This is a genomic window from Acinetobacter sp. ACNIH2 (assembly GCF_002934965.1).
GTDB classification, from domain to species: domain Bacteria; phylum Pseudomonadota; class Gammaproteobacteria; order Pseudomonadales; family Moraxellaceae; genus Acinetobacter; species Acinetobacter tandoii.
The window spans coordinates 1598930-1621443 of the sequence record NZ_CP026412.1 but is presented as its reverse complement, the minus strand read 5'-3'; the positions used below and the strand labels follow the sequence as shown (position 1 = coordinate 1621443).

Annotated in this window: 19 protein-coding genes; 8 read left to right on the top strand and 11 right to left on the bottom strand. The window is 41.7% G+C overall.

Annotation, left to right across the window (positions count from 1 at the left end; translation table 11 throughout):
• Nucleotides 1–86: 86 nt before the first annotated feature.
• The 3 genes from C3F34_RS07565 to C3F34_RS07555 form a co-directional block, all read right to left on the bottom strand.
• Nucleotides 87–770 (bottom strand): ion channel, encoded by a 684-nt coding sequence (locus C3F34_RS07565; RefSeq protein WP_104441346.1) that lies wholly within the window; start codon nucleotides 768–770, stop codon nucleotides 87–89.
• Between the two features lie 200 nt (nucleotides 771–970).
• Nucleotides 971–2686: a cation acetate symporter gene (locus C3F34_RS07560; protein ID WP_104441345.1), complete on the bottom strand. Its 1716-nt coding sequence runs from the start codon at nucleotides 2684–2686 to the stop codon at nucleotides 971–973.
• A complete protein-coding gene (locus C3F34_RS07555) occupies nucleotides 2686–3018 on the bottom strand; it encodes a DUF485 domain-containing protein (RefSeq protein WP_104441344.1) in 333 nt (110 codons plus the stop codon). Before C3F34_RS07555 ends, C3F34_RS07560 begins: the two co-directional genes overlap by 1 nt.
• A 184-nt stretch (nucleotides 3019–3202) precedes the next feature.
• On the opposite strand from C3F34_RS07555, the gene C3F34_RS07550 reads away from it, so the two are divergent.
• Both C3F34_RS07550 and C3F34_RS07545 read left to right on the top strand, forming a co-directional pair.
• The gene (locus C3F34_RS07550) at nucleotides 3203–6694 is read left to right on the top strand and encodes a PAS domain-containing hybrid sensor histidine kinase/response regulator (protein ID WP_104441343.1); all 3492 of its coding nucleotides are present in this window, start codon (nucleotides 3203–3205) and stop codon (nucleotides 6692–6694) included.
• A gap of 436 nt (nucleotides 6695–7130) precedes the next feature.
• Entirely contained in the window at nucleotides 7131–7898 is a 768-nt protein-coding gene (locus C3F34_RS07545; RefSeq protein WP_104441342.1) for a hypothetical protein, read from the top strand.
• 64 nt (nucleotides 7899–7962) lie between these two features.
• Here the strand turns inward: C3F34_RS07545 and C3F34_RS07540 are convergent, their stop codons facing one another.
• A complete protein-coding gene (locus C3F34_RS07540; protein ID WP_016168813.1) occupies nucleotides 7963–8613 on the bottom strand; it encodes a response regulator in 651 nt (216 codons plus the stop codon).
• Nucleotides 8614–8982: 369 nt separating this feature from the next.
• Between C3F34_RS07540 and msuE the strand changes: the two genes are divergently transcribed.
• On the top strand, nucleotides 8983–9717 hold the full coding sequence (gene msuE, locus C3F34_RS07535; RefSeq protein ID WP_016168814.1) for an FMN reductase: 735 nt from the start codon (nucleotides 8983–8985) through the stop codon (nucleotides 9715–9717).
• Between the two features lie 26 nt (nucleotides 9718–9743).
• Nucleotides 9744–10841: a dimethylsulfone monooxygenase SfnG gene (gene sfnG / locus C3F34_RS07530; RefSeq protein WP_104441341.1), complete on the top strand. Its 1098-nt coding sequence runs from the start codon at nucleotides 9744–9746 to the stop codon at nucleotides 10839–10841.
• A gap of 151 nt (nucleotides 10842–10992) precedes the next feature.
• Here the strand turns inward: sfnG and C3F34_RS07525 are convergent, their stop codons facing one another.
• Nucleotides 10993–11328 (bottom strand): hypothetical protein, encoded by a 336-nt coding sequence (locus C3F34_RS07525; protein WP_104441340.1) that lies wholly within the window; start codon nucleotides 11326–11328, stop codon nucleotides 10993–10995.
• Between the two features lie 211 nt (nucleotides 11329–11539).
• Complete coding sequence (gene acs / locus C3F34_RS07520) at nucleotides 11540–13489, bottom strand: acetate--CoA ligase (RefSeq protein ID WP_044738895.1); 1950 nt, start codon at nucleotides 13487–13489, stop codon at nucleotides 11540–11542.
• Between the two features lie 290 nt (nucleotides 13490–13779).
• On the opposite strand from acs, the gene C3F34_RS07515 reads away from it, so the two are divergent.
• Nucleotides 13780–14361: a DUF805 domain-containing protein gene (locus tag C3F34_RS07515; RefSeq protein ID WP_016168818.1), complete on the top strand. Its 582-nt coding sequence runs from the start codon at nucleotides 13780–13782 to the stop codon at nucleotides 14359–14361.
• Between the two features lie 153 nt (nucleotides 14362–14514).
• Nucleotides 14515–15450, top strand: a complete 936-nt coding sequence (locus C3F34_RS07510; protein WP_044738935.1) for a mechanosensitive ion channel family protein — start codon at nucleotides 14515–14517, stop codon at nucleotides 15448–15450.
• On the opposite strand, the gene C3F34_RS07505 is transcribed toward C3F34_RS07510, so the two are convergent.
• From C3F34_RS07505 to prfB, 5 genes are all read right to left on the bottom strand, one after another.
• The gene (locus tag C3F34_RS07505) at nucleotides 15430–16137 is read right to left on the bottom strand and encodes a 16S rRNA (uracil(1498)-N(3))-methyltransferase (RefSeq protein WP_044738894.1); all 708 of its coding nucleotides are present in this window, start codon (nucleotides 16135–16137) and stop codon (nucleotides 15430–15432) included. The two genes, C3F34_RS07510 and C3F34_RS07505, sit on opposite strands and share 21 nt — an antisense overlap.
• Before the next feature lie 222 nt (nucleotides 16138–16359).
• Nucleotides 16360–17640 carry a 3-deoxy-D-manno-octulosonic acid transferase gene (locus tag C3F34_RS07500; RefSeq protein WP_044738893.1) on the bottom strand — a complete coding sequence of 427 codons (1281 nt, stop codon included), beginning with the start codon at nucleotides 17638–17640 and terminating at the stop codon, nucleotides 16360–16362.
• Nucleotides 17641–17739: 99 nt separating this feature from the next.
• A complete protein-coding gene (locus C3F34_RS07495) occupies nucleotides 17740–18819 on the bottom strand; it encodes an alkene reductase (protein ID WP_044738892.1) in 1080 nt (359 codons plus the stop codon).
• 26 nt (nucleotides 18820–18845) lie between these two features.
• Entirely contained in the window at nucleotides 18846–19145 is a 300-nt protein-coding gene (locus tag C3F34_RS07490) for an ArsR/SmtB family transcription factor (protein WP_016168823.1), read from the bottom strand.
• Between the two features lie 141 nt (nucleotides 19146–19286).
• Nucleotides 19287–20382 (bottom strand): peptide chain release factor 2 gene (prfB, locus tag C3F34_RS07485; RefSeq protein WP_104441339.1). Its coding sequence is split into 2 segments (ribosomal slippage): nucleotides 19287–20309 and nucleotides 20311–20382, totalling 1095 coding nucleotides; the frame shifts between segments, so codons are not numbered across the junction.
• Between the two features lie 181 nt (nucleotides 20383–20563).
• Between prfB and C3F34_RS07480 the strand changes: the two genes are divergently transcribed.
• Together C3F34_RS07480 and C3F34_RS07475 are read left to right on the top strand one after the other, a co-directional pair.
• Nucleotides 20564–21403 (top strand): putative porin, encoded by an 840-nt coding sequence (locus C3F34_RS07480; protein ID WP_104441338.1) that lies wholly within the window; start codon nucleotides 20564–20566, stop codon nucleotides 21401–21403.
• A 309-nt stretch (nucleotides 21404–21712) separates the two neighbouring features.
• Nucleotides 21713–22489, top strand: coding sequence for a putative porin (locus tag C3F34_RS07475; RefSeq protein WP_044738891.1), 777 nt, complete (start codon nucleotides 21713–21715; stop codon nucleotides 22487–22489).
• The last annotated feature ends 25 nt before the right edge of the window (nucleotides 22490–22514 follow it).

Here is a 22514-nt window from a genome sequence, read left to right as displayed (position 1 = left end):
ATGTTAAATTTTAACGATTCTTGATAATGATAATAAATTCTGTCTGTTGAGGCAGTTCAATTCCTGTAACGATTTATCGCGTTGCATTATTCATTATTATGTCGTGGGTCATGCCGAATATATTGTAGTGCAATCAGTCTGGAGACAATTAAGGCTAAATACATGACACCACAAAACATTTGCAACATCGCTAAAATACGTGCGGCGGGCGTCATGGGCATAATATCAGACAGTCCTGTCGCCGACTGTAAACTAAAACTTAAAAATAACAGGTTCAACCAAGATTGCAGACCCGAAATTGGACTTTGGAAACTATGGGGAATCAGAAGTTGACAAATGTTATATAAAAATGCAAATCCCCAAGCCATTAGGGTAAACACAGCACCTGCTGCAAACATTTCATCTTTGGTTAAATAACGGTCTGCAAACATATAGCGTACCAAACCATAGGCTGCCAGAAAATAAGCCAAACTCTCAAAACTGTGTGCAATCACCTGTATCGTGATGGTGTCAAAGCCCAATAAAATCAGAAGGGAAAAAATAAAAGCCCCTCCAACAAAACTTAAGCCCAGAAAAGTATAAACGGGCGTTTGTCGAATCACTTTGGCAATAATCAGTAAAGCCAATACCCCCAGACACCACATAAATGCCCGATATGACAACCCACGGTATCCCATGATCGACAGCCACAACATACAGAATTGAACCAACAATAACCATGCCGATGGCAATAAACGAAATCCTTTCCAGAAGTCGATCATCACTTGCATACCTGCCTGCCTTATTCAATTGATGGGGACACTTCAAACATTTGTTTGTACTTATTTTTGAGAAATCTTTTATTTTGCTTATTCTGTTTTAGCGTATTTAGTGGGCTAGGTCTAGCAGGTATTCGGTATTCATTATTTGACAACTTTTAGTACACAATAAAAAAACCCCTGACGGGGCTTTTTTATTGTTTGATTCAGAATTAGTGATCAGATGCGCCTGAAATACCAACACCTGTCATCGAACGTACATACTGTGCGTCAAATGCTTTACGTTCTGCTTGGGCACGTGCAGAATTATCTGTCACAGAGAACAACCAGCAGCAGAAGAACGCCAATGGCATAGCAAAGATTGCAGGACCATTGAATGGGTTGATTGGCGTATCAGAAATACCCAAAGTATCTACCCAAACTGCTTTCGCTAAGACAATGAGTACCACCGCAGTGATTAGACCCACCAAACCGCCAATTACTGCACCACGTGTCGTTAAGCCTTTCCAGAACATTGATAATACAAGCACTGGGAAGTTCGCACATGCAGCTACAGAGAATGCTAAACCAACCATGAAGGCAACGTTTTGTTTTTCGAACAAAATACCCAAAATCATGGCAAAAATAGCTAAACCTAAAGTTGCAATTTTAGACATGCGAAGTTCAGATTCAGGAGTCGTTTGACCTTTCTTGAATACGTTTGCATACAAGTCATGAGAAATTGCTGAAGCACCAGACAATGTCAAACCTGCAACTACTGCAAGAATCGTTGCAAATGCTACTGCTGAAATGAAGCCCATGAACAAGTCACCGCCCAATGCATCAGACAAGTGAACCGCAGCCATGTTGTTACCACCAACAAGCTCAAGCTTGCCAGTCATTGCCATTTTCGCAACATCAAGGAACTGTGGGTTGTTCGATACATAAAGGATCGCACCAAAGCCGATGATGAAAGTTAAAAGATAGAAATAACCAATGAAACCTGTTGCCACAACTACTGATTTACGTGCTTCTTTTGCATCTTTAACGGTAAAGAAACGCATTAAGATGTGTGGAAGACCTGCTGTACCGAACATCAATGCAAGACCTAAAGAAATCGCATCAATTGGATTCGCTGCAAGTTTACCAGGGCCCATGATGTTACCTGCTTCAGCTACAGTAATTTCATGTACTTTTGCAAAAACATCAATCGATTGAGAGAACATTTCAGCGAAGCTAAAACCTACGCCTTTCATGACCATGAATGCCATAAATGAAGCGCCAGATAAAAGCATTACCGCTTTAATAATCTGTACCCAAGTCGTTGCCAACATTCCACCGAAGATTACGTAAGCCATCATCAGAAGACCAACAATCACTACAGCAATGTTGTAGTTCAAACCAAATAAAAGTTTGATCAACTGACCTGCACCCACCATCTGAGCGATCAGATAGAATGCAACCACAACTAATGAACTGATTGCTGCAAGTGTACGTACTGGTTTTTCCGCCAAACGGAATGACACCACGTCAGATAAGTTGAACTTACCTAAATTACGTAGACGTTCAGCCACCAAGAACAATACAACTGGCCAACCCACCATGAAACCCAATGAATACAGCAAGCCGTCAAAACCTGAGCTGAAAACCATTGCAGAAATACCCAAGAATGACGCCGCGGACATATAGTCACCCGCAATCGCTAAACCATTTTGGAAACCTGAAATTCCGCCACCTGCTGTATAGAAGTCTGCAGTGTTGGTGGTTTGTTTTGCCGCCCATTTGGTAATAAACAAGGTAAAGCCGACAAAAATGGCAAACATGATGATGGCATGCCAGTTAGTTGCTTGCTGTTCTGCTGCACCTAAGTCTGGACTTGCTAGTGCGACACCTGAAGCCATTAGGGTTGTTGCAGCAACTGTAAGTGCTTTCAATGAATTCCATTTCATTAGTGCTGTCCTTTCTCATGCGCAATTGCTTCGACTTCACGCATTGCTTCTTCATTTAATGCATCAAGTTTGTTATTCGCGATATACGAATACACACCACATAAAACAAAAGATAATACAATAATGCTTAGACCCAATGGCATACCAATCGTGGTAACACCACCACTAAAGGAAGTCATTAAAAACTCTTTGTTATAGCCGACCAACAGCATAAAACCAACGTACACAACCAACATAATGACCGTCAGTGTCCAGCTGAGTTTACTTTTGCGACTGACCATTTCCTTAAATTTGGGATTTTGCAGAATTTGGTTTACCTGAACCTCATCCATAATCTTGCTCCTGTGAAGCGTCCAGCCATAGACGCATTTTTAATTTGAATTATTTCGTATACAAACTTAACAATGTTGTAGGGTTCTTGTAATTTAGACTTTGGTCGTTAAATTTTAAGCAAATCAAACTGACACGAACTTGAATAGGCTATGATAAGCCCGTAACTCGGGACAATTCAGCACTATGAACAGTTGGCTTATTATTGGTGTTCTCGCACTTTATATCGTATTACTTTTTATTTGCGCTTTCTATGGGGAGAAACATGCAACTCGTCTAAGCACACGTGGCCGGATGCTGTTGTTTAGCTTAACTTTAGGAGTGTATTGTTCTTCATGGACATTTTACGGTGCAACAGGTGCCGCAGTTCGTGAAGGCATTATCTTCCTGCCAATTTATTTAGGCCCTTTACTGTTTGTTGCGCTGGGTTATGACATTTGGCGTAGACTTGGTCGTGTGCGTCAACACCATGCGATTTCTTCAATTGCTGACTTTATGGCAGCACGCTATGGTAAAAGTGGACCTTTGGCTTCACTGGTCACCATTTTAGCAGTAATTGCTATTATTCCTTATCTCGCGCTGCAACTCCGTGCGATTGCTTTGAGTGCAACCGTTATTTTGCAGCAAAACACAGGGCTGGAAAGCACCACCAATAGTGTGCTTTTTCTGACGGGCATTCTGGCTATTTTGGCCATGATTTTCGGAACGCGACAAATCGCCAATACCGAGCAGCATGGTGGATTAATGCTGGCTGTAGCGTTTGAATCTTTCGTCAAATTATTCGCCTTGCTGTGCGTGGCCATTTTCTTCGTTTTTGCTGAACCTGAAAACCTTGGGCAAATTTCACATGATGTCGGCAAAACCTTCAAAGATGTCCAACTCTTTGGCGTACCCGAAACCTTCTGGATTCAAACGCTATTAGCCGCCTTAGCCATCATCTGTTTACCCCGCCAATTCCATGTTGCTGTGGTCGAACTACGGGATGAAAAACATATTCGTGGCGCGCGTCGCTGGTTTGCCATTTATCTTATTCTCACCACACTGGCAATTATTCCGATTGCCAGTTGGGCATTACATGCTGCACCTGAGTATTTAGCAATTCCCGATGTTGCAGTACTCTCACTGCCAATTAGTTATCAGCAGGATTGGCTCACTATCTTGGCATTTTTGGGTGGATTTTCTGCCTCAACAGGCATGTTGTTAGTATCTTCAGTTGCCTTGTCTATCATGCTCAGTAATGACCTGATCATGCCAGCTCTATGGCGCTTCAATTTTCTTTCTCGACATGATAAACGCATGCCTTTGGTGCTGAAATTTACCCGTCGGGTCTGTATCTTAGCGGTCATGCTGTTGGGCTTTTTATTCTTTCATTTCTTCAACGATATTGATCAGCTCTCTGTATTTGGTTTATTGGCTTTTAGTGCGGTAGCACAATTTGCCCCAGCCTTAATTGGAGGTTTGTATTGGCGTGGTGGGAGTAAACAAGGCGTTTATGCAGGCTTAATTGTTGGTTTTATGATGTGGGCTTACACCCTACTGCTGCCCACCATATTACGCAGCTTCCCTGAAGATTATACCACCTTCACCATGCAGTTCTTACTCCATGGCCCATTCGGTCTAAGCTGGTTACGCCCTGAAGCCCTACTGGGTTTTGAATCTTTTGCGCCCTTAACCCATGGCGTCATTTGGGCTTTGGGTCTTAACATTCTGTTATATATATGGATTTCTCGTATTTTCAGACCAAGTATTGCAGAACAAATTCAAGCAGAAAGTTTCTTTTATTATGAAACCAAACCACTACCTGCTCAAAATACATCTTCTGAAATCAACTATTTACATCATGATGTCGCACGCTTAAAAGTTGCAGACTTAATTACCTTAGCTAAACGCATTACTGGAGATGGGCCTGCAACCCGAGCATTTGAACAATTCTGTCAACAAAACAATGTCGTTTTAAATGCCAACAGCAGCGCCAATGGCATGTGGTGGCGCTTTACGGAACAGTATTTGGCTGGCACCATTGGTGCAGCATCTGCACGTACCTTATTGACGACTGCAATGGTCAATAATGGCTTAGCTTTAGGGCAAGTGGCGAACATCTTAGACCAAGCCTCTCAATGGCAACGTTTTAATCAAAACCTGATTATGACCATGATCGACCACATGACCCAAGGTGTGAGTGTGGTGGATGAAAACATGTGCTTAGTGGCATGGAATAATCAATATCTTAAATTATTTGATTATCCTAAAGATCTGGCTTATGTCGGTTGTCCAATTGCCGATTTAATTCGCTATAACGCAGAGCGTGGCGAATGTGGACCAGGGTCGGTGGAAGAACATGTGCGTAAACGTATTCACTGGATGAAAGTCGGCAGTGCACACGAGTTTGAACGAATTCGTAAAGATGGTCGTGTCATTCAAATGCGTGGCAATCCGATTGAAGGCGGGGGATTTGTGACGACCTTCGCCGACATTACTGCATTCCGAGAAAATGAAGCGATGTTAGAGGCACGGGTGCAAGATCGTACCCAACAGCTTGCCGATGCTTTGACAGAACAACAGTTGGCACGGGAGCAGGCCGATAAAGCCAATATGTCGAAAAGCCGATTTATTGCCGCAGCCAGTCACGACCTGTTACAGCCAATGCATGCTGCACGCTTGTTCAGTACGGCGTTGGAACAAAGTGTTCAATCTGAAGAAGACCGTAAAACCTTACAACAACTGGACCGAGCTTTGCATGGAGCAGAAAGTATGTTGTCGGCATTATTGGATATTGCCCGCTTAGAAGGCGGTACGATTCAACCGAAACGTCAAGCCTACCCACTACATGACTTGTTGAGCGACTTAGAATTACAGTTTAAGTCGATTGCAGCACAACGCGGTATTCAACTACATGTACATGATGCTCAGTTCTGGATTGATACTGACCCGCAATGGATTCGCCGTATTATTCAGAACTTTGTCAGTAATGCACTACGCTATACCGCCAAAGGACGTGTCATTGTGGGTGTACTGCGCGATTCAGAACGTCCACAGCATATTCGGATTGGGGTTTGGGACACAGGGCCAGGCATTGCCGAAGAACAACGAATTAAGCTGTTTCAAGAGTTTGAGCGTTGCGGACATACCTCCCCTTGGGGTGAACAAGGTCTGGGACTCGGTTTGGCTATTGTACAACGCATGACGGGATTATTAGATTATCCAGTACATGTCTATTCCGAGCTGGGCAAAGGTTCTTGCTTCATGATTGAAGTGCCTGTGGTCGCAGCACCTAAGGTCATTGCAACTCCTATACAAGCGGTGCCATTAAAAACCAAAGCCTATAAGATTCTATGTTTGGATAATGATGAAACCATTTTGGAAGGTATGAGTACCTTACTGACCAAATGGGGCTATCAAGTGTTTAAAGCCACTGAACCCGAACAAGCTTTTGCCCTGATTCAACAAGAAAACATTCAAGTCTGGTTGGTCGACCAACATTTAAATGACGATAAAATGGGGTTGGACTTTATTTTACAAAATCGTCAGGAAAAAGTACCTGTCGCACTCATTACAGCAGACTCTGATCCAGAGTTGCCACAGACCTTAAAAGAACTCAATATTGTCTTGTTAAGAAAACCTTTAAAACCTGCATCTCTACGATCATGGTTATCTGGGCTAAAAATTTCCAGCGACTAAGCGTCTTAATACTTACAGGATGGTGTATTTAGAGCATTCTGGATACACCATTTTGCTTTAAAATGCCAAATATGACCTTAAGTAAGGACAAAAACTTTTAACTGACTTCATATGCTGCTCTCATATATAAAATTAACTCAATGAAAATTATAAAATTATAAAAAATTAGGGAGTCGTTCTCGCATTTTATTTTTTTGGCTATGGCAGATTCATTCAGGTTACATTAATGCACAGTTGTACACTTAGTTACAAAATTTCAACTTCATCATTTTATTGATATTTATTACTTATTTCCCACCATATACGACTTTAGTCTTATACATTTTCCAAGGCAGAAATTCCATAAATGAGGACATCCCTCGAGCAAAAAATTCACAAGACCAATAGTTCAATTGTCAATGCTCGCCCACATTGCACAAGCTTTCAGGAGACCTCAATGAATATTTCTGAAATGGTTCCACATGATTTACATCAAGCACAACAGTTTCATCGACTTTATGGTGTAAATGCACTATTGCCCGATATTGATTGGAATCATGTTTTTGAACAAAGTAAAATTACCCCCACTCATGTTGAAGCACTAAATACCCTCTATCAAAATGCCGTCCCACTTGCGCTACAAGTTTTTGATGAACTCAATTTTGATGTGTTTACCCCTGCCGAATATAAACCACAAGGGCTAGGACTCTTTGAAAAACTAACTCAACAGGAAGAAAAACTGTTGCAGTTACTTCAGACCGAGACACGTAATTTAAATCCTGCTGTTCGTCACCAAATTTGGAGTATGTTACTTCGCGGAGGTGCTGTACTAGTATTCAAAGCATGGTTAGGTAAAGTCAAAACCAATTTAGACCAATTAGACACCAGTCAATTCGATGAACTGTCCGATCTACTGTTTATTAAAACGCCACCAATGGAATTAGCAAATTGGCTGATGGTCGATGTAAATGATCCATATGATCACATCTTTTTAATGTATGACAATCAAATCTATCTCGACCGCTTCAACAGTTTGGAAACTGCTGCATTGTTTGTAGATTTGGGCGTCTATGACGCTGCATTTTTGAGTCTACGCGATGATCGCGTCGCGGAATATTTAAAATCGAAAGGTTATATTAACCAAGAACAAATTGATGAATTGGAATGTGCACTCAACCCACTTTATTGTGACAATACCATGCACAAACAAGACTTTTTAGCTTAAAATCATTTTATACAGATAAAAATAAAGACCTCTAAAAGGTCTTTATTTTTTGTACTTCACAGCATTACATTTTCTTTTCATCAATATTCAGCGCATTAATGGCCAAGACCGCCTGAGTACGATTCTGCACGCCTAATTTACGGAAAATGGCAGTCACGTGCGCTTTAATCGTAGCTTCTGATACATCTAGTTCATAGGCAATCTGCTTGTTGAGCAAACCTTCCGCAACCATCATTAACACGCGGAACTGTTGTGGCGTAAGCGATTGAATACGCTCTGCCAATTCAGTTTCATCTGCTGCACGAGGGTCAAAACTCGTATTGGTTGGCAAATTTGGTGGTAACCAAATTTCACCTTCTAGGACTTGGCGAATCGCCTCACCAATGTGACTCGGATGTGCTGACTTCGGAATATAGCCCATAGCACCATGCGCAATGGCACGCTGGATAATTGACACTTCCTCATGCGCAGAAACCACAATAATTGGCAGCGATGGGTATTGTGCACGAACATGAACCAATGCAGAAAAACCTGAAGCACCAGGTAAATTTAAGTCTAATAAGACCAAATCAGGTTCAGGACCTTTTTCTAAACGTTCATAAAATTCATTTACTGCGGCAGTCTCATTAATTTGGGCTTGAGGTAAGCTATAGCGAACGGCTTGAATCAAAGCATGACGAAACAACGGATGATCATCAACGATTAAAATATTCATAAGCAGCGTAAGAGATCTAGTGCACAGTAATTCTTATTCTAACCATACATGTGCCCTTAAGGATATGCAAATATTAACTATTTTTTAAATAACTACAAAAAATAGGGAAATCACCCGTATAAAGTTTTTCAAAAAAGTCGAAAAACAAATCTGAATTTACTATAAATCTAATTCTCAGGTTAAAAATCCTTATTCATTTGCAATATAAATTGAAAATTCAAATAATTAATCAGGATTGTTGCGACAAATCTCACCCTTTTTAGATATATCTTAAAATCAGATAATGAATCTGTTTTTCCTTATTTTACAGCGCCTTTGCTCCTGTTGATAAATAGTAAACATTCTAAGACTGCTTTTAGGTTATTTACTATGTCATCTTCTCATCAACCGAAACCCCTCAATATTGTCGCTGTTTCAGGTGGTTTAAATACACCTTCTAAAACCGAAGCTTTGGTTCAAGAAATTCTGAATGAACTGGGTGAAGCCACACCAATCAATGTACATTTTATTAAGTTCAGCGAAATTGGACATTTATTAGGGGGCGCTATTTATCGCCATCAGTTACCACAACGTATCCAAGATGATTTAGCGGCAGTAGAAGCAGCCGATGCATTGATTGTGGGGACTCCTGTTTATCGTGCTTCATTTACAGGACTTTTCAAACATTTCTTTGACTTTGTCGAGCAAACCGCATTAGTGGATGTCCCTGTATTACTGGCTGCATCAGGCGGAAGTGACCGTCATGCCTTGGTATTGGAACACCAACTACGTCCGCTGTTTAGCTTTTTCCAAGCACAAACGCTTCCAATTGGCGTGTATGCCACAGACCGTGATTTCACTCCAGAATACACCATTCACAGTGAACTGTTGCGTGACCGTATTACTCTGGCTGTTGCACGTGCCTTACCAATTTTGGAATGGGCGCCAGCCAAAGGACAACGTGCCGATGTCATCAAAGAAAAATCCCAACATGCTAATCAAACTTTGGGCATTAATACGCAAATTGAACAGGCCGAAGTTTTACCTTCTGCCGCAGTACCAAGTTTAGATGCGGCTGAGTCTCGGCTCCATGCAAAAAAACCGCTACAAAGCCATGTTGCATAAAAATTAAACCTTTTGAGGGTCTCCGCATGACACAACATAATGACGTTCTTTTTGCTTATTGGGTGCCCAATGTCAGTGGTGGCTTGGTCGTTAGTGACATTGAACAGCGTACTGACTGGAGTTATGAGTACAATGTCCGTTTGGCGCAAACGGCTGAGCAAAATGGCTTTGCGTATGCACTGACTCAAATTCGCTTTACCGCTGGTTATGGTGCAGAAAATCAACATGAGTCGGTGAGTTTTAGCCATGGTCTCTTGGCTAAAACAGAAAAACTCAAAGTTATTGCTGCGATTTTGCCTGGTCCCTGGAAACCTGTTTTAGCTGCGAAACAATTAGCCACCATTGATCACTTATCGCAAGGACGCATTGCGATTAATGTGGTCAGTGGATGGTTTAAAGGTGAATTCGATGCCATTGGGGAAGAATGGCCCGAACATGATCAACGTTATGCGCGTTCAGAAGAATTCATTCGGAGCCTCAAAGGAATTTGGACACAGGATCATTTTAGTTTTCAAGGCCGTTATTACCAATTTAATGACTACACTTTAAAACCAAAGCCTGTGCAGCAACCTCATATTGAAATCTTTCAGGGTGGAAGCTCTCGTGCCGCACGTGATATGGCTGCCCGCGTTTCGGACTGGTATTTCACTAATGGCAATACCGTCGAAGAACTGAAAAAACAAATTGATGATATTCGCGAGAAAGCCAAACTAAATGGTCATCAGGTCAAAATTGAGGTAAATGCCTTCATTATTGCCCGTGATACAGAAGAAGAGGCTCAAGCGGTATTACAGGAAATTATTGCCAAGGCCAATATTTCAGCCGTTAATGCCTTTGGTGACGCCACACGTGAAGCAGGCGCCGCAACGATAGAAGGCGAAGGCAACTGGGCAAAATCGACTTTTGAAGACTTAGTTCAATATAACGATGGATTTAAAACCAATCTGATTGGTACACCTGAACAGATTGCCCAGCGAATTATTGAGTTAAAACAAGTGGGGGTAGATCTGGTTTTATCTGGCTTCTTACATTTTATTGAAGAAGTCGAATACTTCGGCGCAAAGGTGTTGCCTTTGGTCCGTGAACTTGAAGCACAACATCGTGTACAAGCAAAGTCTGCTTAATTGTTGCATTACAATTTAAGCAGACTGATTTCATGTACCTATAATAACAATAATATGGCAACACCAAATTTCCCCTAAGGCTCGGCTTAGGGGATTTTTTTTGGATAAAATAAGATTTAAATCACCGTGATATCCGTTTGAATACTCGGTCTTAGAATACTCTAGAACTTTGCATATATTCTGCAGTTACCTGATTCAAACTATCCAAAACCTGGTCTTTTTGACCCGTCTGAATTGCACTGTCCAGCTTTAACATATAGCCCAGTAGCTGCTGTTTGGCGGTTTGGGCAAACTCAGATGTGACCGCTTGATCTTCGTAGAGTAAAACGTAATTTTTAGCAAACCCGTAAATTAAAAATAAAGCGGTTTGTTCAGATGAATCTGTGGCAAGTGGAATACTTTGCTCACAAAGCTGTTTGAGTTTTTTGAAGGCATCAGTGCCAGAAGAGAGCGTTTGGAATTGGGTCAAAATCGATTGAAAAATCATTTGAAAAGATCCTCACAAAAAGAAAATCTACAGATTTCAATCTGAGGCGTCAACTTAAAAAATTTATATTTACATCTTCTTTACAAAATCTTAAAAATGATTCGTTTTAACCAGACGTTAAATTATTATTTAACCTGATCGGCAAGAAGCAGCGTATTACACGACTTCTTGCCTTAGATTTTTATAAATTTAGAACCCAATCTAAACGGACTTAAGAGGGGGCTTTCGAGTAAACATTGGCGATCAGAACCTCTACCACCTGTGGGTCAGCCAAGGTTGAGGTGTCACCTAGACTATCCAATTCATTCGCGGCAATCTTTCTGAGAATTCGTCGCATAATTTTACCCGAACGGGTTTTAGGTAAAGCAGGTGCCCAATGTAACGCATCTGGTGTAGCAACAGGACCAAGCACTTTGCGTACCCATGCCACCAACTCGGCTCTCAGTTCTTCAGATTCAGGAACATCTGCTTGTAAAGTCACAAAAGTACAAATACCCTGCCCTTTAATCTCATGCGGCATACCCACCACGGCAGCTTCAGCAACAGCTTCATGTGCCACCAAGGCACTTTCAATTTCTGCCGTGCCTAGACGATGACCTGCAACATTCAACACATCATCCACGCGTCCCGTAATCCAGTAATAACCATCTTTATCTCTTCTCGCGCCATCGCCAGTAAAATAATTGCCTGGATAGGTCGAGAAATAGGCTTCAATGAAGCGTGCTGGATCACCCCAAATAGTACGCATTTGCCCCGGCCAAGAATCCTTAATAATCAGATTGCCTTCGGCTTCACCTTCCAGTTCTTTACCCTCTGCATCAACTAAAGCGGGTTGAATCCCAAACAAAGGACGGGTCGCCGAACCCGGTTTTAAATCCGTTGCACCAGGTAAAGGGGAAATTAAAATACCACCCGTTTCTGTTTGCCACCATGTATCCACAATCGGACAGCGGCTTTCGCCGACAACGGTGTAATACCAATTCCATGCTTCAGGATTAATCGGTTCACCCACTGAACCCAATAAACGTAAACTACTCCGATCACTCTCTCGCACAAAGGCATCACCCTCACGCATCATGGAACGAATAGCCGTAGGTGCAGTGTATAAAATAGTGACATTATGCTTATCGACGATATGCCCCGTACGTGCCCAACTTGGATATTGCGGGACACCTTCAAACATGACCGTGGTTGCACCATTCGAAAGTGGTCCATAAATCACGTAGGAGTGTCCTGTAATCCAGCCCACATCGGCAGTGCACCAGAAAATATCATCTTGTTTTAAATCGAATACTTCACGGAAAGTACTGTTCACATAGGTCAAGTAACCCCCTGTGGTATGCAATACTCCTTTTGGTTTCCCTGTCGAACCTGAGGTATATAAAATAAATAATGGATCTTCAGCTTTCATGGGTTCTGGCGGGCAAATATCATTCACCGACATAATTTCCATGTGATACCACAAATCACGCTGCGGTTTCATCTCAATTGGATTACCTGTACGGTGTACCACTATGACATTTTGCACCGACTCTGTACCTGACAGACTCAAAGCAGCATCGACATTCTCTTTCAGAAAAATAGGCTTGCCACCTCGCATGCCAGAGTCAGCAGTAATCACGACTTTGGCCTGACTATCCTCTATTCGACTGGCTAAAGAATCAGGAGAAAAACCACCAAAGACTACACAATGTACAGCACCAATACGTGCACAAGCCAACATTGAAATTGCGGCTTCAGAGACCATAGGCATATAAAGCACCACGCGGTCGCCTTTTTTTACCCCATTTTTCTTTAAGACATTGGCAAAACGGCATACTTCATCGTGCAATTCCATATAAGAAATTATTTTATGCCGTGAAGGATGATCTCCTTCCCAAATAATGGCAGGTTTATACGGATGTTCTTTTAAATGTCGGTCTAAGCAGTTGGCACAGACATTCAATTCACCATCGGCAAACCATTCAATTTTAAAGTTCTCTTTATCAAAATTGGTATTTTTGACTTGGGTGAATGGGGTGATCCACTCCAATTTGTGAGCCTGCTCTGCCCAAAAATCTTCGGGATGCTCAATGGATTGCTGATAACGTTCAAAATATTCGGCTTCATTGGTCCGCGCCGTTTTCTTAAATTCTTCTGGAACAGGATAGACTTCTTTCATATTCATACTTCCTTGATCTTCTCCATCTCATCACGAGATGCATGCCACGTTATATATTTTTTATTGCTGCATCTGGGCAGTATTACGGCTCTTTTTTAGACACTGCAATCATGCTTTGGTCGTATATTATTTATACAGCTTAAATTCAAAAGATGAAATCTAAGTTCTAGAAAAACTTTCGATGAATCAGTGTTTGGCGCTTAAATTCATCTTATAATTTTCCTGAAATGCCACGTATCTTCTTTTGCAAAACGCAACATTTCATTACCGAATCCACACTAGGAAAGCCTATGAGCACTCCGCAAACATCACCATTTTTCTCACGTAATGTCTCACCTCAAAATGAGAATCCCTTGTCTATGCAAGGGCGCTTTGGTCGACTGAGCTTGATTGCTTGGAGTGGTTTTCTCAATCTAATCACCTTTTTTGCCACATTGGCGTTAAGCCTGTTCCTTGGAATTTTTAATTTCAGTACCTATTCTTTAGAAAGCAATGTCTTACAAACCTTTTTAAGCGTGGCTGGACTTGGTTTTTGGGTCATTTTCATTCTGTATTTTTATTTCAGTTTGGTGATTATGATCCGTCGCCTTCATGACCTGAATAAATCAGGCTGGATGCTGTTGTTGTTCTTGATTCCGCTTGTTAATTTTTTTATGGCATTTTATGTATTATTGGCTTCGGGTACAGCAGGATTAAATCAATACGGTGCGCCACGTACCACACCTGTTTGGGAGAAAATTCTAGCGTGGCTGATGATCATTTTGTTTGTGTTAAGTTTTATGGCTTCAGGCAGTTTCATCTCTTATATGATGGGAGCTGGTGAGCTCGAAACCCCACAAGAAGTCATTCAAAAAGGGACTGAATATTTTTAACGGTGATCCACATCGTTAAAGCTGTATAACTTCAGTTCTATTTGGTTATCTTTCTGGCACTTTTCAGGCAAAATAGCGACAAATTTAAATTGTTTCGGATCTCCTGTGGCAGAACAACACAACCTGAGCGAAGTTGCTCAGGGCACTTCTCAAATGATACAAGAAGCAGGTGCAAAAACGGCTGAAACCGTGATTGCACATACTGCGAAATATAATGACGCCTACACCACCATTGATAAAATCATGGCCAGTTTTTGGGAGCGTGTGCCCTATTTCTGTATTGCCCTGATTGTTATAGTTATTTTCTGGCTATTGTCTAAGGTGTTTAAGTTCTTTGTTCGTAAAACTTTAGAAAATCGCTCATATACGCGACAAAATCTGGTGCTGGTACTGAATCGTGTCGGAACCAGTATCATTATTTTCTTTGGTTTTCTAATTGCCATGGTCATTGCCATTCCGGGCTTTACTCCAGGGCAACTGATGAGTGCCTTGGGAATTGGTTCGGTGGCGATTGGTTTTGCCTTCAAAGACATTTTCCAGAATATGCTGTCAGGTATTCTGATTTTACTCGGTGAACCGTTCCGTATAGGTGATGATATTATTGTTAATAATATGGAAGGGACCGTTGAAGATATTCAGATTCGCGCAACCTTCTTACGCTCTAATGATGGACGCCGCATTGTGATTCCAAATGCAACCGTCTATACCAGCCCTGTTACGGTGAATACCGCTTACCAACGTCGTCGTTGCGAGTTCATGGTGGGGATTGGTTATGAAGATGATGAGCAAAAAGCCAAAAACATTATTACAGCCATTTTAGATAAAAATCGTAATGTCCTCAGTCAACCTGGCTTTACGGTTAATGTGAGTGCATTGGCTGATTTTTCGGTGAATCTGACCGTACGTTGGTGGATTGATACTACTGAAACCAATATTGCGGCATCAATCAGTGAAATTCAGGCCGAAGTCAAACGTGCCTTTAATGAACACAATATTAATATTCCTTATCCAGTACAAGAGGTAAAAGTCCACCGTGACCAGAACCTTCCTTACATGAACGCAGAAACTTCAGGTAAACAAACGCCCTAAAATATAGGGAATTGCGGTTTCCGTTCTTAAAATTCGGTTGCCTAAGCTCACCGCTTGGCAGCCATTTTTTTCAAGTAGATCAATTTCATAAGGAATAAAGCCGCCTTCTGGCCCAATCAGCAAGGTACAGGCATGTGTAATCGCATTCGGCATAGTCATGCCTGCATAAGGATGCGCCACATAAGCAGGTCTTTCAACCGTAATCCACGTCGGTAATACATCTTCCACAAAAGGTTTAAACCGCTTATAAATTTCGATTTTCGGTGCAACTGTATCGCCAGCTTGCTCTAATCCCAAGGTCACGTATTGATCAATCTGCTGTAAAAAAGGGGTTTGCCAATAGCTTTTATCTACTCGGTAACTGTTTAGCAATACAATTTTTTCCACCCCTATCGTCACGCTGTCCATGATTAAACGCCGCAGTACTTTCGGACGTGGCATCGCCACAATTAAGGTTACTGGCAATTTAGCAGGAACAGGTTCAGTCTGAATGGGTGTCACTTGAATGACACTATCACTGACCATCAGGACTTCGGTTAAATAGCGTTGACCTTCACGGATCCCGACTTTCAAGCGATCACCAACTTGTACATTCAGATGGGTACGTAAGTGCGCTAACTGGCGAGTGGATGTAATTGACCAGACTTCAGATAGGGTTTGGCGAGGGTCTAAAAGAACGATATTCATAATAAAGAGAACAAATCCAATCAGTAAAGGCTCAATCAGCACATGCTATCGCAGAGGGTGACAGGGATGTCGCCCGCGGTGCTGAGGTACAGGACGTACCTTCAGCACCGCAAAAGATTTTTGCTACTTTTCATCTCTGAAAAGTAGGAATCACCTACACAAAGGCATCAACTGAATCCACAATATTTGCGGTTGTGACAAACGCATTCAAATTTCAGAGACTTATAAATAGCCATCAATGGCTTGAATATGCTTGTCCAAGGAACCTTTGTTCAGCTGCATAATTTTCTGCGCTGCTTGATTTAATTGTTGGGCTTGACCAGTATCTGCCAATAACTGCATCAGTACGACAGCGGCTTGTTCAGCATTCTCAACCACTTTCACTGCATCGGCATGTAAAAATTCATCTACAATACTTTGAAAATTAAAATAGTTTTTCCCCAATACGGTCGGCACATCCAAGGCTATCGGCTCTAAAATATTATGTCCACCGCCGGGTTCATTCAACGAACCACCGACAAAACAGGCATCCGATAAGGCATACCACAACCACAGTTCACCCATTGAGTCAGCTAAGTAGACTTGGTTATCTGCCACTATTTCTTGCTTTAAACTTCGACGTGTGGTGTTTAAATTTAAACTTTGTGCAATTGCAAAGACCTCATCGAAGCGTTCAGGGTGCCGTGGTACCACAATGCACAACAGTTCAGGCTGTGCATCTAAATATGGTTTTAAAGCACTTAATAATTTTTGTTCTTCAGGTGCATGGGTACTGGCAATAGTTATAATTTTTCGCTCAGCAAGTGACCATTCTTGTTTTAGTTGAGCCGCCTGTTTCACAAACAATTCAGGTGCATGAATATCAAATTTAATACTGCCCACCACCTGTGTTACTGACTGAGCTGCGCCTAACTGGATAAAGCGCTCAGCCGTTGCTCGGTCTTGTGCCAAGAGCTGGTCTAGCCCGTGTAACATCGCGCGAGTTAAACCTGATACTTTGGCATAGCCTTGTGCTGATTTTTCCGAGAGACGTGCATTGACCAAAATCGAGGGAACTTTAAAGAACTGTGCCTGATCCAATAAGTTTGGCCATAATTCAGTTTCAACTAAAATTAAAATCTTTGGTTGATATTTTTGAAAAAAACCCTGTACTAAACCCTTTTGATCAGCAGGTAAATACACCGCTTGAAACAAGGCTTGATAAGGTGTTTTATCAAATAAAGATTTGGCTCGTGCCTGTCCTGTTTTAGTGGTGTTGGTCACCAAGACAGGATGACCTTGTTTTAAATAATGTTCAATTAAAGGCTGTGCTGCATTCGTTTCACCGACTGAAACGGCATGGAACCATAGCGCATTGCGGTTTTTCGGCGTTTGAAATGGCCCAAAACGCTCAAGACATTCTTGTTGGTAAGCTCTTTCATCTTGCGCCCGTTTTTTGATTCGCCATTGATACAGCGGTTTAATCATTGCGAGTGCTGCGTTATACCAAAAAGGAGTAGCCAAATACGTGCTCCGAAAAAACGATTACAAATAAAACAGCGCAATTTATCACACTGGGTAAATTGCGCTGTTATCTTGTCGTGAATTTAGCTGAAAAGCAATTTAAACCACTGCTGTTTCAGTTTCAGCTAAAGTTGGATAATCAATATATCCTGCTGCTACATCTGTTCCGATCATGTTTTCTAGCTTAAGCTCATTCAGAGGCGCATCTTGAACCAAACGCTCAAACAAATCTGGATTGGCAATATAGTCTTTACCCCAAGACACCGCATCTGCCTGTCCTGTTGCCAATAAGTCAATCGCATCTTCACGGCTTAAACGCATGTTAGCAATCAATGGTACGCCACCTGAACGTTGTTTCAAGTAAGTACTGATACTGTCATCTGCCAAATATTCTCGGGTAAAGAAAAAGGCAATATTACGTTTACCCAATTCTTCGAGTGCATAACCGAATGTTTCACGTGGATTGGCATCGCCCATGTCATGTTCGTCGCCACGAGGTGCCAAATGTACCCCAACACGACCTGCACCCCAAACTTCAATCAGCGCATCGACCACTTCTAATAACAAACGTGCGCGGTTTTCGACACTGCCACCATATTGGTCATCGCGTAAATTGGTGGAACTTTGTAGGAACTGGTCAATCAGATAGCCATTCGCTGCGTGTAATTCAACGCCATCAAAACCCGCTGCTTTGGCATGAATCGCTGCTTGTTTATATTGCTCAATAATGGCTTGAATTTCTGCGATTTCTAGAGCACGGGGCACCACATATTCACGTTTTGGACGCAATAAGCTGACATAACCTTTCTGTTGCACATTACTTGCCGAAACAGGGGTTTCACCGTTGAGTAAATCTGGATGCGATACACGACCCACATGCCACAACTGCGCCACAATTAAGCCAGCTTTGGCATGTACCGCCTGAGTGACCTGTTTCCAGCCTTCAACTTGTGCTTCATTAAATAGCCCCGGTGTATTCAAGTAACCATTGGCTTCTTCCGAAATCACGGTCGCTTCAGAAATAATCAAACCTGCACTTGCACGCTGCGCATAATATTCCGCCATCATGGCAGTTGGCACGCGGTCTGCTGTTGCACGACTACGCGTTAAAGGTGCCATAATCACACGGTTTTTTAAGTGTAGATCACCCAGAGTTAAAGGAGTATTCAATTCAGCCATAGTCGCCTCGATCGCCACTTTTTCAATTAAAGTGAACGTTGCAAATGTTCGATATATTGCTGAATCAAGGCTTCATTGCGGGAAAAATAAGACCATTGCCCATATTTTTCGACTTGAATTAAACCTGCTTGCTGGAGCACCGATAGGTGATTGGACATGGTCGATTGCGAGACTTTACCTAAACGTTCAATGTGCCCCGCACATACGCCTCGTCTAAAGTCACCACATTCGTCACTCGACAAAAATTGTTCAGGATGTTTTAACCATTCCAAAATTTGTCGACGGGTCGGATTCGCCAGTGCTTTAAAAATTAAATCAATATCCATAGTTCAGACAGGTTCAATCATGTGCAAGCTTGATTCAGCTTTTCTTTAATATATCGTATTTTTTCGATTTTTATATCGAACATTTTAGATATATTGTAAAAAACTGCATCAAACTTAGCTAAGTTATTGATGATAATTGACTTATAAGCCTTGCTTTAAGCTGGCTTCGATAAATTTATCTAAGTCACCATCCAATACTGCACCTGTATTCGAGTTTTCAACACCAGTGCGTAAATCTTTAATGCGTGAGTCATCCAAAACGTATGAACGAATCTGACTGCCCCAACCAATATCAGACTTCGAATCTTCCAATGCTTGCGCTGCTTCGTTACGTTTGCTCATTTCCAACTCATACAACTTGGCACGTAACTGTTTCCACGCATGGTCACGGTTGGCATGTTGTGAACGCTGGTTCTGACACGCTACCACAATACCTGTAGGTGCATGCGTTAAACGTACCGCAGAATCGGTTTTGTTAATGTGCTGACCACCTGCACCCGAAGCACGATAAGTATCGGTACGCACATCAGCAGGATTGATATCAATTTCAATGTTATCATCCACTTCTGGCGAAACAAACACTGCAGAGAATGAAGTATGACGGCGGTTACCCGAGTCAAATGGTGATTTACGCACTAAGCGATGCACGCCTGATTCGGTACGTAACCAACCATAAGCATACTCACCTTCTACACGAATGGTCGCTGATTTAATTCCAGCCACATCACCATCAGACTCTTCCATCAATTCAGCTTTAAAGCCATGACGCTCAATCCAGCGCATATACATACGCAACAGCATGGACGCCCAGTCTTGAGCTTCAGTACCACCTGAACCTGCCTGAATTTCCACATAACATGGATTTGGATCCATTGGGTTACTGAACATCCGACGGAACTCAAGTTTTGCCAGCTCTTCCTCGGCTGAAGATAATTCAGCTTGTACATCTGCCAACAGACTTTCATCATCGGCTTCTACGGCCAAGTCCAGCATTGCCTGTGCATCTTCAAGTTGAGTGGCTAAACCATCCAACACGTTTAAAACGTTTTCAAGTTCGCCTTTTTCTTTAGCCATAGCCTGTGCACGGCTCTGGTCATTCCAAATTGTAGGATCTTCTAATTCACGTAAAACTTCTTCTAAACGCTCTTTCTTTAGATCGTAGTCAAAGATACCCCCGTAGTGTTTGACCACGGTCGTTTAAATCTTTTAATTGGTTTAAATAAGGATTAATTTCCACGGGAGCTGCTCTCAAATCAATAATTAGCTTAAATAGCCCTCAATTATAGCACAGAGCATTTGGAGATTTTTAGCCACTACCTGCAATTAGGAATTGACGGCACTGATGGATTTATCAACAATAGCTCCACTTAAAAAAACATAACACTTTTATAACGACAACCACTTTAGGGGTTTATTACATGAAAAAAGTTCTTACGAGTTTAGCTTTGGCACTCATAACATCCTCAAGTTTTGCCTATGATGCTCAAATAGATACAGGCTTTAGTTATTTTGACCGCGATGATGATATTACTGATGCTGAAGGACAGTTTGATCTAAAAGGAACCTTCTACTTTAATCCTGTTATAGTAAAAAATTCACCGCTTAATGAAGCGGCTTTCTTAGGTCACAATAGCAATGCTTCTTTGAGCTATACCTATAATTACTGGGACAGTAAAACCTTGTCCGATGGTTTAGGCAATAGCATTTCTCAAGAAAGTAAAGCACATCATATTGGTGCTGGCATAGAGTATTTTGTCGAACAATTTTATTTGAACGGTCAAGTGGGTTTTGGGCAAGCAAAAGATGAAACCAAAATTCAATCGGTGCTGGGTAGTGCTAAATATAAAGACGATTACGATGCCACGACCTACCGCGCCTTAGTGGGTTATATGCCAATCTCCAACTTACTCCTTGCTACAGGGATTGATGGCTACCAAGGAGATGAAGACAATGACGATAACCGTTTTGCGCTAGCAGCCAAATATGTTGCACCAGTGGGTCAAGGACAGTTTATCAATCTTGAAGCAGAGGGTGCTTGGGGAGATGTCGACACTATCAACTTAGCCGCAGATTATTACTTTGATCCTGCTTTTAGCTTTGGACTGGCTTATAACATAGAAGATGATGGCGATGAGGATATCGACTTCTTCTCGGTACGCTCTAAGTATTTCTTCAGTCCAAACTTTGCAGTCGGTGGTGCAGTTGGTTTTGGTGATGATATACAAGGCTTTAATTTAAATGCCACACTGCGTTTTTAAGATTTTCTGACGTTTAAAGCTTTCCAAAAAACACGCCATTCGGCGTGTTTTTTAGTATTTTCTACTTACAATTTCGTCGAATATTTCACCATTTTCTATGCTATTCATAGAAAATCCACAATTTTAATAAATCACTACAATTATTAAATTTAATATATATCAAATATTTAATAAAAGGTAATTACATAATATTACGCCCGAAACAATTCCGTAACCTTCACGCTGTTGACGCAATCTTGTTTTGCCCTAGACTAAAAGTGTAACAAAAAATTAATTTATTCTTAGCCAAGTTTCAGAGGGGTCCTTTCCATGAAAAAATTAGCAATTGCCTCAGCGTTGTTCTCTGTCGTTGCCATGACTGGAACAGCTCATGCATACCAAGCCGAAGTTGGTGCTTCTGCTGGACTAATCGATCCTGATAACGGCAGCTCAAGCGGTTCTTTTGGTGTAGATGGCACCTATTACTTCAACCCAGTTCAAACCCGTAATGCACCTTTAGCCGAAGCTGCATTCCTAGACCGCGCAAGTAATGTGAATGCGCACTATGCTTATAACGAAGTAGGTGATGACGAAGTCAACAATTATGGTGTTGGTGCTGAATACTTTGTTCCAAACTCAGATTTCTACTTGAGCGGTAATGTTGGTCGCCAAGATGTGAAATTCAATAACGGTGCTGACTTTGACACCACACTTTACAGCGCTGAAGTGGGTTACTTACCAGCACCTGGTTTCTTAGTGGCTGCTGGTCTTAAAGGTTATGACAATGACCATGATGACGGTGTAGACCCTACAATCCGTGCAAAATATGTCACTCAACTCAGCAATGGTAAAGACATCAACCTTGAAGCAGGTGCTTCTTTTGGTGACTTAGACGAATACAACCTTGCTGCTGACTATTTCATTGATAAAAGCTTCAGTGTGGGTGCAGACTACTACAGCAATGACTTAAACGATGTCAATGAATTCGGTGTAAATGCACGTAAATTCTTTACTCCGCAAGTGAGCCTTGAAGGTCGTGTAGGTTTTGGTGAAGTTGGTAACAATGACTACAACAAGTTTGGTGTAGCAGCGAAATACCGCTTCTAATTCTAATTTACCTAAGCTTTAATTA

Bases quoted from the DNA above. Each gene is read 5' to 3' on its own strand.
- C3F34_RS07540 (WP_016168813.1), bottom strand. From the start codon at position 8,613: ATGAATATTTTAATCGTTGATGATCATCCGTTGTTTCGTCATGCTTTG.
- C3F34_RS07480 (WP_104441338.1), top strand. From the start codon at position 20,564: ATGAAAAAAGTTCTTACGAGTTTAGCTTTGGCACTCATAACATCCTCA.
- msuE (WP_016168814.1), top strand. From the start codon at position 8,983: ATGTCATCTTCTCATCAACCGAAACCCCTCAATATTGTCGCTGTTTCA.
- C3F34_RS07525 (WP_104441340.1), bottom strand. From the start codon at position 11,328: ATGATTTTTCAATCGATTTTGACCCAATTCCAAACGCTCTCTTCTGGC.
- C3F34_RS07510 (WP_044738935.1), top strand. From the start codon at position 14,515: ATGATACAAGAAGCAGGTGCAAAAACGGCTGAAACCGTGATTGCACAT.
- C3F34_RS07490 (WP_016168823.1), bottom strand. From the start codon at position 19,145: ATGGATATTGATTTAATTTTTAAAGCACTGGCGAATCCGACCCGTCGA.
- C3F34_RS07560 (WP_104441345.1), bottom strand. From the start codon at position 2,686: ATGAAATGGAATTCATTGAAAGCACTTACAGTTGCTGCAACAACCCTA.
- C3F34_RS07515 (WP_016168818.1), top strand. From the start codon at position 13,780: ATGAGCACTCCGCAAACATCACCATTTTTCTCACGTAATGTCTCACCT.
- C3F34_RS07555 (WP_104441344.1), bottom strand. From the start codon at position 3,018: ATGGATGAGGTTCAGGTAAACCAAATTCTGCAAAATCCCAAATTTAAG.
- acs (WP_044738895.1), bottom strand. From the start codon at position 13,489: ATGAAAGAAGTCTATCCTGTTCCAGAAGAATTTAAGAAAACGGCGCGG.
- C3F34_RS07495 (WP_044738892.1), bottom strand. From the start codon at position 18,819: ATGGCTGAATTGAATACTCCTTTAACTCTGGGTGATCTACACTTAAAA.
- sfnG (WP_104441341.1), top strand. From the start codon at position 9,744: ATGACACAACATAATGACGTTCTTTTTGCTTATTGGGTGCCCAATGTC.
- C3F34_RS07475 (WP_044738891.1), top strand. From the start codon at position 21,713: ATGAAAAAATTAGCAATTGCCTCAGCGTTGTTCTCTGTCGTTGCCATG.
- C3F34_RS07545 (WP_104441342.1), top strand. From the start codon at position 7,131: ATGAATATTTCTGAAATGGTTCCACATGATTTACATCAAGCACAACAG.
- C3F34_RS07550 (WP_104441343.1), top strand. From the start codon at position 3,203: ATGAACAGTTGGCTTATTATTGGTGTTCTCGCACTTTATATCGTATTA.
- C3F34_RS07505 (WP_044738894.1), bottom strand. From the start codon at position 16,137: ATGAATATCGTTCTTTTAGACCCTCGCCAAACCCTATCTGAAGTCTGG.
- C3F34_RS07565 (WP_104441346.1), bottom strand. From the start codon at position 770: ATGCAAGTGATGATCGACTTCTGGAAAGGATTTCGTTTATTGCCATCG.